Consider the following 15,006-nt stretch of genomic DNA (forward strand, 5'->3'; position numbering starts at 1 on the left):
GGTCCATGCGGTCGGCACAGTGTTCCACAAGATTTTGTATTGCTTGCTCACAAACAGCGAGGCACTTTTCTGGTGCGCGATGTGCTGTTGAATAGCTTTAGAGCGGTGCCATCTGTTGGTGGAAAAAACGGCAATCTGGAGGCTCTAAGCAACGTGATCTTGCCAAATGGCATTAATATATTATATTAATGCCATAGAGTGAGGCGCATCATGCAGCTTGAGCCAATTATTGCGACACATGCTGGTAAGCAGGTCGGCACTATTAGTGAGGCGGAAGCCGGTGCGCTGGCGCGCACTACCGTCAATCTTTTCAAGGCGTGGAAGCTTTCCGATGCCGAAGCCTGCACGCTGCTTGGCGACATGGCACCGCGCACATGGGCAAGATGGAAAGATGGTTCGGTTGGCCGCATCGACCGTGATCTACGTATGCGCATGGCGCATCTGATGGGCATTCACAAGGGGTTGCGCTATCTGTTTCGCGAGCCTTCGCGTGGCTACGACTGGATACGCAAGCCCAACGTCGCCTTTGGCGGCATGTCGGCGCTCGACCTCATGCTGCGCGGCGAATTGTCTGATCTCGAAGCCATGCGCGCATGGCTCAATGCGGAACGCGGCGCATGGTAAGTGGGCTTGCGGTGCACAGGCGCGTCGCCTGGTCTGAGACGTGGCGTATTATCCGCTCTATTCATCCGCCCATTGATCTTTTTGAGGATATTGCTGATCCACGTGACTGGGAAGCCTTGGCGGCCGTCGAGGAAAAGACCAATCCGCGCATTCGCTTCGAGATTGGCGATCTTGGCAAGGTGCCGCTGCACCGACGTGTGCATGGTCCGGGTTCCACCTATGTGATGGCGCCTTTCGTGCATTGCTCCACGCTGCGTCCCGGTCGTTTCAGTGATGGCAGTTACGGCATTTATTATGCGGGTGATTGCGAGGATGTAGCGCTGGCCGAGACGATCCATCATCATGAAAATTTCATGCGGGCCACAGAGGAACCCCCGGGCTGGACCTCGGATTTCCGCGCCCTGATTGGTCGTGTGGATGCAACTCTTGATGACGTTTCCGCCGTTCCCGGTGTGCTCGATCCGCATGATTACCGTGCGACGCATGAAGAAGGGCGTGCCTTGCGCGACGTGGGCAGTAACGGTCTTTTATGGCCAAGCGTGCGCAAGCCTGGTGGCTATTGTCTTGGTGCTTTCTGGCCGGATGTGGTCACGATTCCCGTTCAGGGGCGGCATTACAGCTATCACTGGGACGGCAACCGCGTCGATTTCGTGCGCAAACATGACACAAGCGAGGTCTTTGCCGTCTCAGGCCGCGCTCTTTACTGAACTTCTGGGGCTTCCTGAATATCGGTGACGAAGCGGGTATCTTCGGCCACTTCATAAAGAACGATAACCTTCATGCCTTCGTTGAGCGCAGTATAATCGAACTCTCCGGGAAGCTTGTAGTCCTGACCATCATCGAGCGAAATCGTTTCGCCCTCCCGGTCGATTGCGGTGATCTTGCCTTCTGCGTCCTCAGCCATGGCCACTGTTGAAAACATGGACATAACGATAAACAGAAATCCGACCAGATAATGCATGATTGTCCACTCCTTTGGTTAGCCTCGGGTGGAGACTTTCGCCAGATCGATTCGACGAAGCTTTTGATTGGCCTATTCTAGAACTTTAAAATTATTACATGCAATCTCGAATTCCGCACAGTTAGCGGGGGGAATGTGTCAAAACAATGCTGGAAAGCTATGATTGGAAGGAAATTTCCTGCGTCAGCTGCGCTTCATTTGACCGCTAGCGAAAAGCCCAATAAAACGCCGGGTAAGATGCCGGTATTCTACCGGCCAGAGCTTTTTTGCAGCTGTTCCTATACACCACACTGGTCAGGCGTCGCCCATGTCTCATAATAGTTTCGGTCATTTGTTTCGCGTAACAACATGGGGCGAAAGCCACGGGCTCGCGCTTGGTTGTGTGGTAGATGGATGCCCCCCCGGTATTACCTTTACCGAAGCGGAGATCCAAAGCTATCTCGACAAGCGTAAGCCGGGTCAGTCCAAATACACTACACAGCGCCGCGAAGCCGATCAGGTGCGCGTGCTTTCTGGCGTCCTCTTAAGCGATGATGGCGTCACCATGACCTCGACCGGAACGCCGATCTCGATGATGATCGAAAACACTGATCAGCGCTCCAAGGATTATGGCGATATTGCGCGGCAATATCGTCCGGGCCACGCTGATTACACTTATGATGTCAAATACGGCATTCGCGATTATCGCGGCGGCGGGCGCTCTTCGGCCCGAGAAACGGCGGCTCGCGTTGCGGCGGGCGCCATCGCGCGAAAAATCGTACCGGGTTTGCAGGTGCGTGGCGCGCTGGTCGCCATGGGGATTCATGGTATCAGCCGTTCGCGCTGGGACTGGAACGAAGTCGATAACAATCCCTTCTTTTCGCCCGATGCGGGCAGTGTCGCTGTGTTTGCCGAGTATCTCGACGGTATTCGCAAGAGCGGCTCCTCGGTGGGCGCGTTGATAGAGATCGTTGCCGAAGGTGTGCCTGCGGGTATCGGTGCGCCGATTTATGCCAAGCTCGATCAGGATATCGCCAGCAATCTCATGTCGATTAACGCCGTCAAGGGTGTGGAGATCGGCAACGGCTTTGAATCCGCACGTCTCACTGGCGAGGAAAACGCCGATGAAATGCGCATGGGCAATGACGGCCAGCCGCGGTTCTTGTCCAACCATGCCGGTGGAATCCTGGGCGGTATTGCAACGGGTGCGCCGGTGGTGGCACGCTTTGCGGTTAAGCCGACCTCATCGATCCTGACCCCGCGCCAGTCGATCGACAAGGACGGCAACGAGGTTGATGTAATGACCAAGGGTCGTCATGATCCTTGCGTGGGTATCCGCGCTGTGCCGATTGGCGAGGCCATGGTCGCCTGCGCCATTGCCGATCATTATTTGCGTCACCGCGGCCAGACGGGCCGCGTCTGAAGAATTAGGGCCTAACCGACTTTTGTACGTTTCGAGGAAATCATGGGCTATAATCAAAAACAGGTTGTGGATGCGCTGCGGGCTTTCGAGCGTGGCGAGATCGTTGTTGTCATGGATGATGACGGGCGCGAAAACGAAGGCGACCTGATCGTCGCAGCCGTGCATTGCACGCCGGAAAAAATGGCCTTCATCGTGCGTCACACCACCGGCATCGTCTGCACGCCCATGCCGCGTGAAGAAGCGCGCCGTCTCAATCTGGCACCCATGGTGGCAGAAAATGAATCGCCCAATTCCACGGCCTTCACCGTGACGGTCGATTATCGCCATGGCACGACGACCGGCATCTCCGCCGATGACCGCACATTGACCGTGCGCAATCTTGCCAACCCCAATGCGGGGCCGTCGGATTTCGTGCGTCCGGGCCATATTTTTCCGCTTGTGGCGCGTGAGGGCGGTGTGCTGATGCGCTCAGGCCACACGGAAGCAGCGGTGGATCTGTGCAAGCTTGCAGGCCTGCCGCCCATCGGCGTCATCTGCGAACTCGTCAATGATGACGGCACCGTTATGCGCGGCCCCGATGTCGAGGCCTTTGCCGCGAAAAACAGCCTGCACCGGGTGACGGTCGCCGATCTCATTGCCTATCGCCAGCGTAAGGAAACGCTGGTCAAGCGTATCAATGAAGGCGCCATCAAGACCCCCGCAGGTCCCGCGCAGGCCTATACTTACGAATTGCCGTGGGAGCCGATGCAGCACGTTGCCGTGGTGTTTGGCGATATTCGCGATGGCGAGGAGGTGCCGGTGCGCCTGCATCGCGAGGATGTTCTGGCCGATGTATTTGGTGAGGGCGGCGATAATCTGGAAAGCATCATGGAACGCATGAGTAAGGCCGGGCGCGGTGTACTAGTTTATCTGCGGGAAGGATCGGTCGGTGTGCGGGCGCAAGAGCATGATACGCGGCTGCGTGATGCTTTAGCTTCCGGTTCCGATATTCATCCCGACCATGAAAGACATGCAGAAGCTGTGGCGCGTGAAGAAGAATGGCGCCAGATCGGGCTTGGTGCGCAGATACTGAAAGATCTCGGCATCAGTTCAATCGTGCTTCTGGCATCGCGTGAGCGCCATTATGTGGGCCTTGAAGGTTTTGGCATTCACATCGCCCGTACCGATATCATCTGACATATTCATGCTGGTATAGTGATCCCATGACGACACGGCTTTACTGGCATCCGCTCTATCTGGAGCATCTGACCCCATCCGGGCACCCCGAGCGCCCGGATCGCATCCGTGCATTGATGAGCGAGCTGGAAGGCGAGGCGTTTTATCGTCTCGATCGGGTGGAAGCACCGATGGCGTCAGAGGATGCGATCCTGCTCGCCCATCCGGAACACTACATGCGCTCCATCTGGGACAAGTTGCCCGAAGCGCTGGAAGACGAAGATGCACCCGCGCCGCTGGTCAAGCTCGATGACGATACATGGATAAGCCCTAAAAGCGGTGAGGCGGCACTTGCGGCAATCGGCGCTGCGATGGCCGCCGTCGATGATGTGTTTAATGGCTGCGCCGACAATGTCTTTGTCGCTGCCCGTCCCCCCGGTCATCATGCGGAGCGTGAGCGGGCCATGGGGTTTTGCCTTTTCAACACTGTTGCGATTGCTGCGCGTCATGCGCAGAGCAATCATGGGGCAGAACGCATCGCGATTGTGGATTGGGATGTGCATCACGGCAACGGTACACAAGACATTTTCGAGCGCGACCCAAATGTGTTGTTCTGCTCGACGCATCAATATCCTCTTTACCCCGGCAGCGGCCACCGCGATGAAACCGGAGTCGGTAATGTGGTCAATGCGCCGCTCTCGCCTGGAAGTGGCAGTCGCGAATTTCGCGAGGCGTTCAATAGTCGTGTATTACCCGCGCTTGACAATTTCCGGCCTGATTTGATCCTTATTTCGGCTGGATTCGATGCGCATTACCGCGATCCATTGGCCGAGATCAATCTCGATGAGGGGGATTTCGACTGGGCAACGGGCAAGCTGATGCAACGTGCGGAGCGCTTTTGCGATAATCGCATCGTGAGCCTGCTTGAAGGTGGATACGATCTTGAGGGCTTGTCGCAGTCCGCATCTTTGCATATGACGCGGCTGTTGAAAGGATGAAACTATGGTGAGCGAACCGTCCAACACCGATATTTCGGTGATGAGTTTCGAGGATGCACTCAAGCAGCTTGAGAAGATCGTTGACAATCTTGAGCGCGGTGACGTGCCTTTGGAAGAATCTATCCGTATTTACGAGCGCGGCGAAGCACTGAAAAAACATTGCGATGTGCTGCTGAAATCTGCCGAGGACAAGGTTGAAAAAATCCGTCTCGGACGCGACGGTCAGCCGGTCGGCACCGAGCCGCTTGATCCTGAATAATCAGAATGGCCACAAAGCCTCAAGAAGGGTTTTGAGATGCACGAGATAGGGCGCCAGCACGCCGCTTAAAAGATAGGGGCCCAGGCCCCAGACAAGCGTCCAGCCAGCGGCCCCGATAATATTTGCTGCCAGGAATTTTACTGGATTCATCTTCATCGAACCCGCAACGATGCCGTTCAATTGGCGCAGCAGCAACACGAAACGCGCCGTTGCAACGACGTAAAACCCATTGCGTTCGAACATTTTTTCGAAATGTTCGAACCGTTGCGGTGTCAGCTTGAAACGTGGGCCATAGCGCAGAATCAGTTTGCGTCCGCCAAAACGCCCGATCAGGTAGCCGGTGCAGTCGCCAAGCACTGCGCCGACAAATGTCGCTACAAGTACGTTTTCTATGTGAAGCGTGCCATGCAATGCCAGCAGCGAACTGGCGATCAGCGCGCTTTCCCCCGGCACGGGCATGCCGAAGGATTCCAGATAGACGATGATGAACAACGCCAGCGCGCCATAGGCCATGATGTAGGGTTCTAGAAAGCTCATCAAATATCTGAAAATGAAGCCGTGGCTTTTCCATGGGTCGGTCGACAAAAAGGCTTGGGACGAACCAGAGCCGCCCCTATAGCCTCAACTCATATTGATCCGCTTCAGCCTATAGATCGCTTACCGGTAATGGCATGATAGAGCCAGAGGACGATCACGGCGCCGATGGTTGCAACGATCAGACTATAAATGTCGAAGGCACCGGTAATTCCTCTGCCAAAAAGAAACGACGAAAGCACGCCACCTACGATAGCACCGGCAATACCCAGAGCGATATCGAAGAAAATACCCTGACCGCTTTTGTTGACTATCTTACTGCCAATAAAGCCCGCGATCAGTCCCAGTATGATCCAGCTGAGGAAAGACATGTCACTATCTCCTGAAGTGCTGATAAACATTTGCATCGTGCATATAGAAAATTTTCATATTAAATTCTCTTTGGCAAGGTAGAATGCTTGTAAAATGGATTGATGTATTTAATTTTAACTAGTGGAGTACACAGAATGTGTACGAAAACACAGGGAGTATGCGCCATGTCAAACGATGCCGATAACTCGAATTCGCCAATTCCCGGCGGCAATCTTGCAAAGCCGGTCATGATCGCGCTCGGCGCTTTGCTCGTCGGCAAGCTTCTCAGTGGTCACAAGGATGACCCGGAACAGGCAGCACAACCTGCTCAGCCACAGGCAGACAACAGCCTCGGCGGCGGTTTGGGCGGTGGTCTGCTCGGCAGCGTTCTGGGCGGCCTTGGCGGTCTTCTGGGCGGTGCGGCTGCAGGCAATGCGGCCAATGCTCCGGCAGCGCCGGGTCCTTTGAGTGGTGGTCTCGGCGGTCTCCTTGAACAGCTCAGGCAGTCCGGTCTTGGCGACAAGGTCGAGTCATGGGTCGGGCAAGGCGAGAATGCGCCTATCGAACCCGGTCATCTCGGGGAAGCGCTCGGCCAGAAAACCATCAACGAACTGGCCCAGCATGCCGGTATCGATCCGCAGGAGCTGCTTGGTCAGCTTTCGCAGGTTCTGCCGGGGCTGGTGGACAAGCTGACCGCTGGCGGTCAGGTGCCCGACACCAGCGAGCTGTCGAAGCTGTTGAACAAACCCTGATCTGCACCATATATCTGATGAAGGCCGCACCGGCGTTTCCGCGCCGGTGCGGCTTTGTTTTCTGCCATGTTGGAGTCCGTGCGATGAGCTTTTTTCCCTGTCCCGATCCGATCCTTGGCGACAAGACTTCCGTTGATTCTATCGAAACATTGGTTATTCCGCGCACCAGCGACATTGGCGGGCTGGAAGTGCGTCGCGCTCTGCCGACCGTCAGAAGGCGGTTGGTTGGACCGTTTATCTTTTTCGACCGTATGGGACCGGCAATTTTGCGCGATGGCGAGGCACTGGATGTGAAACCGCATCCGCATATCGGTCTTTCCACCGTGACCTATCTGTTCGACGGCCATATCCGCCATCGCGACAGTCTGGGCACGGAAATGGTCGTGCGGCCCGGCGATGTGAACCTGATGACGGCGGGGCGTGGCATCGTGCATTCCGAACGCTCGCCGGAGGAAGACCGAAGCGGACCGATGCCGATTTCCGGCATCCAGACATGGCTTGCTCTGCCCGATGCGCTTGAAGACATGAAGCCCGATTTTTTTCATAATCAGGCGAGTGAATTGCCGGTGCTCGAGGATAAGGATATTCGCGGGCGGTTGATCATCGGGGCGCTGCATGGGTTGAAATCGCCGGTGGTGCAACACGCCGACACGCTTTATGCGGATATTGCAATCAAGCCTGGTGGACGCTTTCATATCCCCCCGGTGGCGCAAGAACGGGCGATCTATACGCTTTCTGGCAATGTCGGCATTGCCGGGGATGTGTTTCCCCCCGACCGTTTGCTGGCCATTCGTGAAAGCGATGATATCGTGGTCGAGGCTGGACCGGAGGGCGCGCATATCATGCTTTTCGGCGGTGCGGCACTCGGCTCCAAACGTTATATCTGGTGGAACTTTGTTTCTTCCTCGCGAGAGCGTATAGAAGAAGCCAAGGAAGAATGGCGTAAGGGACGCTTCGATATCGTGCCCGGAGACGAAGAGGAATTCGTACCTTTGCCTGAATAGGCACTTACGACCAACATCATGAAGCCAATATTACAGGGGTATGACACGATGTCTCTCCCTGCTTGATCTAGGCAACGCTGCTGCTATACCAACAATAAGTCCAGATAAACCAACACAGGTTGATTTGATGTCACGACCCAAAACCCCATTGCTCGATCAGACGCCGACGCCGGACGCCTTGCGCGCTCTCCCGGAAACGGCTCTGCCGCAGATCGCACAGGAATTGCGCGACGAGATGATCGACGTGGTGTCGACGACCGGCGGGCATCTGGGCGCAGGGCTCGGTGTCGTGGAACTGACGGTGGCGCTACATCACGTCTTCAATACGCCGCATGATCGCATTATCTGGGATGTGGGTCATCAGGCCTATCCGCACAAGATTTTGACGGGACGGCGTGATCGCATCCGAACACTTCGACAGGAAGGCGGGCTTTCCGGCTTTACCAAGCGTGCCGAGAGCGAATATGACCCTTTTGGCGCGGCGCATTCCTCCACTTCGATTTCCGCCGGTCTTGGCATGGCTATGGCCAGCGAATTGTCGGGCGACAAGCGTAATGTGATTGCCGTCATTGGCGACGGTTCCATGTCGGCGGGCATGGCCTATGAGGCGATGAACAATGCCGGTGCGCTGGACGCGCGCTTGATCGTCATCCTTAACGACAATGACATGTCGATTGCGCCACCCACGGGTGCCATGAGTGCATATCTGGCGCGGCTCGTTTCGGGCAAGACCTATCGCAGCGTGCGCGAAGCGGCCAAGCAGGTTGCGCAGAAACTGCCGAAATTCATTCAGGAAAAGGCGCGCAAGTCTGAAGAATTCACCCGCAGTTTCTTCACCGGCGGCACGCTGTTCGAGGAACTGGGCTTTTATTATGTAGGCCCTATCGACGGGCATAATCTCGACCATCTGTTGCCGGTGTTGAAGAACGTGCGCGATGCCGGCAACGGTCCGGTGCTGATCCATGTGGTGACGCAAAAGGGTAAGGGCTATGCGCCTGCCGAAGCTGCTGCCGACAAATATCATGGCGTCAACAAATTCGATGTCATCACCGGTAAACAGGCCAAGCCGCCTGCGAACGCGCCAAGCTACACCAAGATTTTCGGCACCAGCCTGGTTGAGGAAGCACGCCACGACGACAAGATCGTAGCAATTACCGCAGCCATGCCTAACGGCACCGGGCTTGACCTTTTCGGTGAGGCTTTCCCCAAGCGCATCTTTGACGTAGGCATTGCCGAACAGCACGCGGTGACCTTTGCCGCGGGTCTGGCTAGTGAAGGTTTTAAGCCGTTCTGCGCCCTCTATTCGACTTTTTTGCAGCGCGGTTACGATCAGGTCGTTCATGACGTGTCGATCCAGAATCTTCCGGTGCGCTTTCCCATCGACCGTGCAGGGCTTGTTGGTGCCGATGGACCGACGCATGCCGGTTCGTTTGATGTCGGTTATCTCGCAGCACTCCCCGGTTTTGTGGTGATGGCAGCGTCCGACGAGGCCGAACTCCGTCATATGGTGCGCACGGCCGCCGAGTATGACGAAGGCCCGATCTCGTTTCGTTATCCGCGCGGTGATGGTGTCGGTGTCGATCTGCCCGAACGTGGGAGCCTACTTGAAATCGGACGTGGCCGCGTCGTGCGCGAAGGCAACAAGGTCGCCCTTTTGTCGTTTGGTACACGCTTGCAGGAATGTCTGGCTGCAGCTGATGAGCTTGGTGCGTCCGGCCTTTCCACGACGGTTGCGGATGCGCGGTTTGCCAAGCCGCTCGACCATGATCTCATCCGTCGCTTGGCCCGTGAACATGAAGTGCTTGTCACTGTCGAGGAAGCAGCTGCGGGCGGCTTTGCCGCACATGTGCTGCAATTCCTCTCCAATGACGGACTTCTCGATGGCGGTTTGAAGGTTCGGGTGCTCACTTTGCCCGATGCCTATCAGGACCACGGCAAGCCGGACGCCATGTATACCGCAGCCGGGCTCGACCGGGCAGGGATCGTCAAAACCGTCTTTGCAACCCTTGGTCACGCCGAAATGGTCGCCCCGGCCCGTGCCTGAAGTTTCCGGCAATAAAAGCCTGCGTCTTGACCAGTTGCTGGTCGAACGCGGTTTTTTTGCCTCGCGCTCACGCGCCCGCGATGCGATTACGCGTGGCACGGTCATGGTTGATGGCCGCGTTACACCCAAGGCAGGGCAGATGGTTCCGCCCTCTGCGCAGATTGTAGTGGACGATCCGGCAAGCGCCTATGTGTCGCGCGCGGCGTTGAAACTCAGTGCCGCGCTTGATCATTTTGGTCTCGATGTGCGGGGCCGCGTCGCGCTTGATATTGGGGCATCGACCGGCGGCTTCACACAGGTGCTGTTAGAACGTGGCGCTGCCCATGTGCTGGCCATCGATGTCGGCCACGACCAACTCCATGCATCGTTGCGCAGTGATCCACGTGTGAGCAATCGCGAAGGTGTCAATGCGCGCAATCTTGCGCAATCAGATCTTGAAGGCCGAGGCATTGATTGCGTCGTGTCGGATGTGAGTTTTATTTCGCTGAAACTCGCTTTGCCCCCGGCATTGGATTTTGCGCAAAAAGGTGCTATTTGCGCGCTGCTCGTCAAGCCGCAATTTGAAGCCGGTCGTGCGGCAATCGGCAAGGGCGGCATATTGCGCGACCCCGCTGATGGCGAGCGCATCGCGGAAGACATGAAATCATGGCTGGAAACCCAACCGGGCTGGCGTGCGCTCGGTCTTTGCCCGTCGCCCATCGAGGGCGGTGACGGCAATCGCGAATATCTGCTGACTGGCCAAAAAGATAAGTGAAAGAAAACCAATGACGGCACAAGTGACAATCCGCTCTGTCGGAGCGGGCGGCGATGGCGTTGCCAATCTCACCGGCGATCAGATTTATGTGCCGTTCACGCTGCCGGGCGAGGTGGCCAATGTGGCACGGGTAGGCAATCGTGCCGATGTGATGGCCCTTTTGCAGACTTCCAATGAGCGGCAAGATGCCGAATGCCGCCATTTCGAGGATTGCGGCGGCTGCTCTTTGCAACACTGGCAGGATGAGCCCTATCGTCTGTGGAAACGCGAATTGCTCGTCTCGGCCTTGAAGGGCAGGGGGCTTGATGTCGACGTCGATGCGCTCGTTGCCTGTGAACCCCGCTCGCGCCGTCGTGCCGTCTTTGCGGTACGCAGGACCGAAAAAGGCGTGCTGCTCGGCTTTAACCGTCACCAGAGTCACGAGATCATCGATATTGTCGAGTGCGCCGTCACAGTGCCGGAAATCATCGCCCGGCTTGACGATCTGCGTGCGATTGGCGCACTGATCGCGCCGGGCTCAAAACCCTTCAAACTGGCCGCCACCGTGACCGAATCCGGGCTTGATCTGGCGGCATCCGGCTGCGGCGAGCTTTCTGACGAGCAGCGCCGCGCCGTGACCGCGCTTGTCATGAAACAGGGCTTTGCGCGGCTGGCGCACGAAGGCGAAATCGTCGTTGAGCCCAAAAAGCCGGTCATTCATTTTGGCAGGGTGTCGGTTCCCGTGCCGCCCGGCTGCTTTTTGCAAGCGACCGAAGCCGCCGAGGAAGTCATGGTTTCGCTTGTGCTGGCGCATCTGGGCAAGGCGAAGCGGGTTGCCGATCTTTTCTGTGGTGTCGGCACCTTTGCGCTGACAATTGCCGAAAAAAGTGCTGTCCATGCCATTGAAAGCGATGCGCCGGCGCTCGCTGCCCTTGATCGTGGTGTGCGCCACGTGCAGGGACTGAAGCCGGTCAGCATCGAGCGTCGCGATCTTTTTCGCCGCCCCCTGATGCCGAAGGAACTGCTGCCCTATAATGCGGTTGTGTTCGATCCGCCGCGCGCCGGTGCGGAGGAACAGGCAAAAGAACTTGCAAAGTCCAAGGTCGAGAAACTGGTTGCCGTCTCGTGCAATCCGGTGACACTGGCGCGCGATCTGGCAATCCTTGTTGCGGGCGGCTATCGCATCAACCGCGTCACACCCATTGACCAGTTCCTCTGGTCGCCACATGTCGAAGCAGTGGTGAGTTTGACAAAGAAATAGCCGTTCATTTTATGGACAAACAGTCTGGGGTTTTCAGTGGATTTCGTTGCCGTGATCCTCTTCGCGTCTTGCGTTCTTCCTCCCAATTGCTGCAAGGCGTCTCAAATAGGCAGTTCCTCCCTCCCTTGCGATAGATGCTCACAAAATGATTGAAAAAACGACGTTGCCGGATTTGAACGGCATTTTACCCGCCCGCGATATCAGGATCAAAAAACATGGGTTGGCCAACCGCTGGTTCTACCTGTTTCTGAGTATTGTGACGGGTTTTGCAAGCGTGGCCATGGTCTGGGCATGGTCTCCGAACCTTTACAGGGATTATCTCATTAAGAACGATCCAATGGTGCTTGAAGATGCCTCTATTGTTTCAGGCCAGTGCCGTTCGAAAAAGATGACCGTCAATTGCGAGGCGGGGATTCTTCTTGATCCGAAAGGTGAGCGACGTATCCAAAACGTCGAGTTTTCGTTTATGAGCCTGTCGCGTGGCGATTATGAAACCGACATCGTGGCACAGAAGTCCAATCCCGATAATGTGACGCTGTCGCTGGCGATTGACGAGTTCTGGAACCGTCTCGTGACGGGGATTGTTCTCGTGGGCTTGATCGCGGGCCTGTCGGTCTTGTTCATCGTGCGTTTTTTGCATATCACGCGTAGTGTTTCGGCTATGAAATCAGCCGCTGCGCTCAAGCTCGGCTGGGCGAAAATTAATGCCAGCAAAAAGAGTTTCGGCGCGGTCAAGTATACCTATATCCCGATGGATAAGGCGCACAAGAACACCATCATTTCAGCCTTCCGCAAGGAAGAGCCGTTCTTGCATTACATGGAAGAAGAGGATGAAACCTATGGCGTGGTGGCCATCCACCCCAAGGCAAAGTTTGCCGTTTTGCTTGATGAGCAGTTCGAACGGCTGGAACTGAACCACAAGGAACGTACAGACCTGCTGCAAGCACTCAAACAGCGCATCGGTGCTTGAGATTTGAAAGGGCGGTTAAATCCGCCCTTTTTGCATTTAAGCGAGAGCTAGATCCACTGCCGCCTCGGCATGAAGCTGGGTGGTATCGAAAATCGGAACCGGGCTGTCTTCCTGTCCGATCAGCAGCATAATCTCCGTGCAGCCGAGGATTACAGCTTGCGCTCCGTTTTCGACCAGGCGGCGAATGATTGCGCGATAGTGTTCACGTGAGGCTTCGTGCACATCACCAACCACCAGTTCATGATAGATGATGTCATGCACGGTTTTTCGGTCGGCCTCATTTGGGGTCAGCACGTCGAGGCCGTATTTTTCCGCAAGGCGACCTTTGTAAAAATCCTGTTCCATGGTGAAGGCCGTGCCGAGAAGGCCGACTTTCGTAAAACCTGCAGCTTTTATCTTTTCAGCAGTCGGATCGGCGATATGGATGAGCGGGATCGATATCGCTTCCGTCACGGCATCGGCCATTTTATGCATGGTGTTGGTACAGATAAGGATAAAATCCGCGCCGCCTTTTTCAAGGTTTTGCGCAGCCTCCACCATAAGCTTCGTCAGCGCATCCCATTGGCCCAAATGCTGAAGTTGCTCGATTTCAGCGAAATCCATCGACCACATCAGGCTTCGGGCGGAATGCGCACCACCCAGCCGCGTACGGGTTTGCTGATTGATGATGCGATAATATTCCTGCGAGCTTTCCCAGCTCATGCCGCCGATCAGGCCGATCATCTTCATAAGTTGTCTCCCCAATGGCCAAGGCTGTCTTATCCGCGCTTTTTTAAAGCTCCGTTGCTTGCCCTGCGCGCGGAGAATTGCCTACAATAAATTTCATTAAACCCGGCGCAAGGTAATAAAGTGACTTCTGCTTCGATTTCTTTTGACAAACGGGTGACCCCGGCAGGGCGCAGATTGCTTGCTCAATGTTTGTTTCTCATGCTGGTGATCGCGCTGGGGCTGAATATTCCGCTGGCTGGGTTGAACAGTGAATTCGTGGTGGAGCAGGCTCAGAGTGAGAGAAGTGGGATGCATCGCCTGTCGATCTTTGCTCTGGCAGCTTCTCCTCTTCTGTCTGTGCTGCTCCTGCTGGAGTTGGCAAAACTGATATTTCCGCGTCTGGAGACATGGCGTATTTCCAACGAAAGAAACGCTCTTGGGCTGCATGTTCTTGTCATGTTGCTGGTAACGGGTGTCGCCGCAATGAGTGGATATGGCCTTGTCTATTCTTTCCAGGTAGCGAACATAACAAACATATCGGACGGTTATGCGATTGCCGGAATTGCCTCCTATGTCGGCGCTACAATCGCGATGATATGGTTTGCAGGCCGTATCAGGCTGGTGGAGATTACGGGCGCGCTCTGGTTATTGCTGGCGATCTTTTATTTGCCGGATTTCGGCAGGGAGTTGCTGGTTTTAATTGAATATTCCCGCATGGGAGCAATCAGTTCCTGGCAAGGATTGCTTTACTGCGCATTACTTTTGGCGGGCATTTTGGTGCTCGTGGCAATCAATCGAACTATCGAGTTGTCAGCTCGCAATGATGTGACAGAGAAGTCGTTTTTGCTGTCGGCTTTATTATGGCCGCCTTTTCTCGCAGCTTTCATCGCGAGCTATCTGGTTGCCGTTCCGTACGTGTTTCTGGCCGAGTTGTTATCGATATATGCACCATCGTTCATTTTCTTTATCTTTGAAATCATTCAAGCCGTTCTCATCCCGCTGATCCTGCTTGCCTATTACCGGTTCATCAGAATCTATCGACCGGATATCGCATGCCAGGATCACGTCAGGCCGCTCCTGCTGTGCATAGCAGGCATTCAGCTCGCGCTTGGGTTGGGTCTGGCTCTGGCGAAGATTTTTGTTGGGTTTCCCGTCGCCTTGAGCGGCAATATTCTGATCGTCAGCATCACCGTCTTGTACCTGATTGGCACGGTGCTGCGACCGGGGAAACCGATGAATGCCTGAGGACA

Annotated in this window: 17 protein-coding genes; 13 read left to right on the top strand and 4 right to left on the bottom strand. The window is 55.7% G+C overall.

What is annotated here, in order from left to right:
* The first annotated feature begins 210 nt into the window (after positions 1-210).
* Both AAIB41_RS00790 and AAIB41_RS00795 read left to right on the top strand, forming a co-directional pair.
* The gene (locus AAIB41_RS00790; RefSeq protein WP_343313729.1) at positions 211-624 is read left to right on the top strand and encodes an MbcA/ParS/Xre antitoxin family protein; all 414 of its coding nucleotides are present in this window, start codon (positions 211-213) and stop codon (positions 622-624) included.
* Positions 618-1,331 carry an RES family NAD+ phosphorylase gene (locus AAIB41_RS00795; protein ID WP_343313730.1) on the top strand — a complete coding sequence of 238 codons (714 nt, stop codon included), beginning with the start codon at positions 618-620 and terminating at the stop codon, positions 1,329-1,331. The genes AAIB41_RS00790 and AAIB41_RS00795 overlap by 7 nt, the downstream gene beginning before the upstream one ends.
* Here the strand turns inward: AAIB41_RS00795 and AAIB41_RS00800 are convergent.
* A complete protein-coding gene (locus AAIB41_RS00800) occupies positions 1,325-1,585 on the bottom strand; it encodes a DUF1344 domain-containing protein (RefSeq protein ID WP_343313731.1) in 261 nt (86 codons plus the stop codon). The genes AAIB41_RS00795 and AAIB41_RS00800 overlap by 7 nt on opposite strands.
* Before the next feature lie 307 nt (positions 1,586-1,892).
* Here AAIB41_RS00800 and aroC point away from each other — a divergent pair, with 307 nt between their 5' ends.
* The 4 genes from aroC to AAIB41_RS00820 are packed head-to-tail and all read left to right on the top strand — an operon-like array spanning position 1,893 to position 5,399.
* Positions 1,893-2,987, top strand: a complete 1,095-nt coding sequence (gene aroC / locus AAIB41_RS00805) for a chorismate synthase (protein ID WP_343313732.1) — start codon at positions 1,893-1,895, stop codon at positions 2,985-2,987.
* Positions 2,988-3,029: 42 nt separating this feature from the next.
* Positions 3,030-4,163, top strand: coding sequence for a 3,4-dihydroxy-2-butanone-4-phosphate synthase (ribB, locus tag AAIB41_RS00810; protein ID WP_343313733.1), 1,134 nt, complete (start codon positions 3,030-3,032; stop codon positions 4,161-4,163).
* A 26-nt stretch (positions 4,164-4,189) separates the two neighbouring features.
* Positions 4,190-5,140 (top strand): histone deacetylase family protein, encoded by a 951-nt coding sequence (locus tag AAIB41_RS00815; protein WP_343313734.1) that lies wholly within the window; start codon positions 4,190-4,192, stop codon positions 5,138-5,140.
* Positions 5,141-5,144: 4 nt separating this feature from the next.
* Entirely contained in the window at positions 5,145-5,399 is a 255-nt protein-coding gene (locus tag AAIB41_RS00820) for an exodeoxyribonuclease VII small subunit (RefSeq protein ID WP_343313735.1), read from the top strand.
* Here the strand turns inward: AAIB41_RS00820 and AAIB41_RS00825 are convergent, their stop codons facing one another.
* Positions 5,400-5,936 carry a DedA family protein gene (locus tag AAIB41_RS00825; protein WP_343313736.1) on the bottom strand — a complete coding sequence of 179 codons (537 nt, stop codon included), beginning with the start codon at positions 5,934-5,936 and terminating at the stop codon, positions 5,400-5,402.
* A gap of 104 nt (positions 5,937-6,040) precedes the next feature.
* Positions 6,041-6,304, bottom strand: a complete 264-nt coding sequence (locus AAIB41_RS00830) for a GlsB/YeaQ/YmgE family stress response membrane protein (protein WP_343313737.1) — start codon at positions 6,302-6,304, stop codon at positions 6,041-6,043.
* A gap of 165 nt (positions 6,305-6,469) precedes the next feature.
* Here AAIB41_RS00830 and AAIB41_RS00835 point away from each other — a divergent pair, with 165 nt between their 5' ends.
* From AAIB41_RS00835 to AAIB41_RS00860, 6 genes are all read left to right on the top strand, one after another.
* Positions 6,470-7,036 carry a YidB family protein gene (locus tag AAIB41_RS00835; protein WP_343313738.1) on the top strand — a complete coding sequence of 189 codons (567 nt, stop codon included), beginning with the start codon at positions 6,470-6,472 and terminating at the stop codon, positions 7,034-7,036.
* Positions 7,037-7,119: 83 nt separating this feature from the next.
* The gene (locus AAIB41_RS00840) at positions 7,120-8,040 is read left to right on the top strand and encodes a pirin family protein (protein WP_343313739.1); all 921 of its coding nucleotides are present in this window, start codon (positions 7,120-7,122) and stop codon (positions 8,038-8,040) included.
* A gap of 127 nt (positions 8,041-8,167) precedes the next feature.
* Positions 8,168-10,084 (top strand): 1-deoxy-D-xylulose-5-phosphate synthase, encoded by a 1,917-nt coding sequence (gene dxs / locus AAIB41_RS00845; protein WP_343313740.1) that lies wholly within the window; start codon positions 8,168-8,170, stop codon positions 10,082-10,084.
* Complete coding sequence (locus AAIB41_RS00850) at positions 10,077-10,838, top strand: TlyA family RNA methyltransferase (protein ID WP_343313741.1); 762 nt, start codon at positions 10,077-10,079, stop codon at positions 10,836-10,838. Before dxs ends, AAIB41_RS00850 begins: the two co-directional genes overlap by 8 nt.
* A 10-nt stretch (positions 10,839-10,848) precedes the next feature.
* Positions 10,849-12,078, top strand: a complete 1,230-nt coding sequence (locus tag AAIB41_RS00855; protein WP_343313742.1) for a class I SAM-dependent RNA methyltransferase — start codon at positions 10,849-10,851, stop codon at positions 12,076-12,078.
* 145 nt (positions 12,079-12,223) lie between these two features.
* Positions 12,224-13,048 (top strand): hypothetical protein, encoded by an 825-nt coding sequence (locus tag AAIB41_RS00860; protein WP_343313743.1) that lies wholly within the window; start codon positions 12,224-12,226, stop codon positions 13,046-13,048.
* A 36-nt stretch (positions 13,049-13,084) separates the two neighbouring features.
* Here AAIB41_RS00860 and AAIB41_RS00865 read toward each other — a convergent pair whose 3' ends face one another.
* Entirely contained in the window at positions 13,085-13,777 is a 693-nt protein-coding gene (locus AAIB41_RS00865) for an aspartate/glutamate racemase family protein (RefSeq protein ID WP_343313744.1), read from the bottom strand.
* Between the two features lie 120 nt (positions 13,778-13,897).
* Between AAIB41_RS00865 and AAIB41_RS00870 the strand changes: the two genes are divergently transcribed.
* Positions 13,898-15,001, top strand: coding sequence for a hypothetical protein (locus AAIB41_RS00870; RefSeq protein ID WP_343313745.1), 1,104 nt, complete (start codon positions 13,898-13,900; stop codon positions 14,999-15,001).
* Positions 15,002-15,006: the final 5 nt, after the last annotated feature.

It is taken from the genome of Brucella sp. BE17, assembly GCF_039545455.1.
Taxonomy (GTDB): Bacteria; Pseudomonadota; Alphaproteobacteria; order Rhizobiales; family Rhizobiaceae; genus Brucella.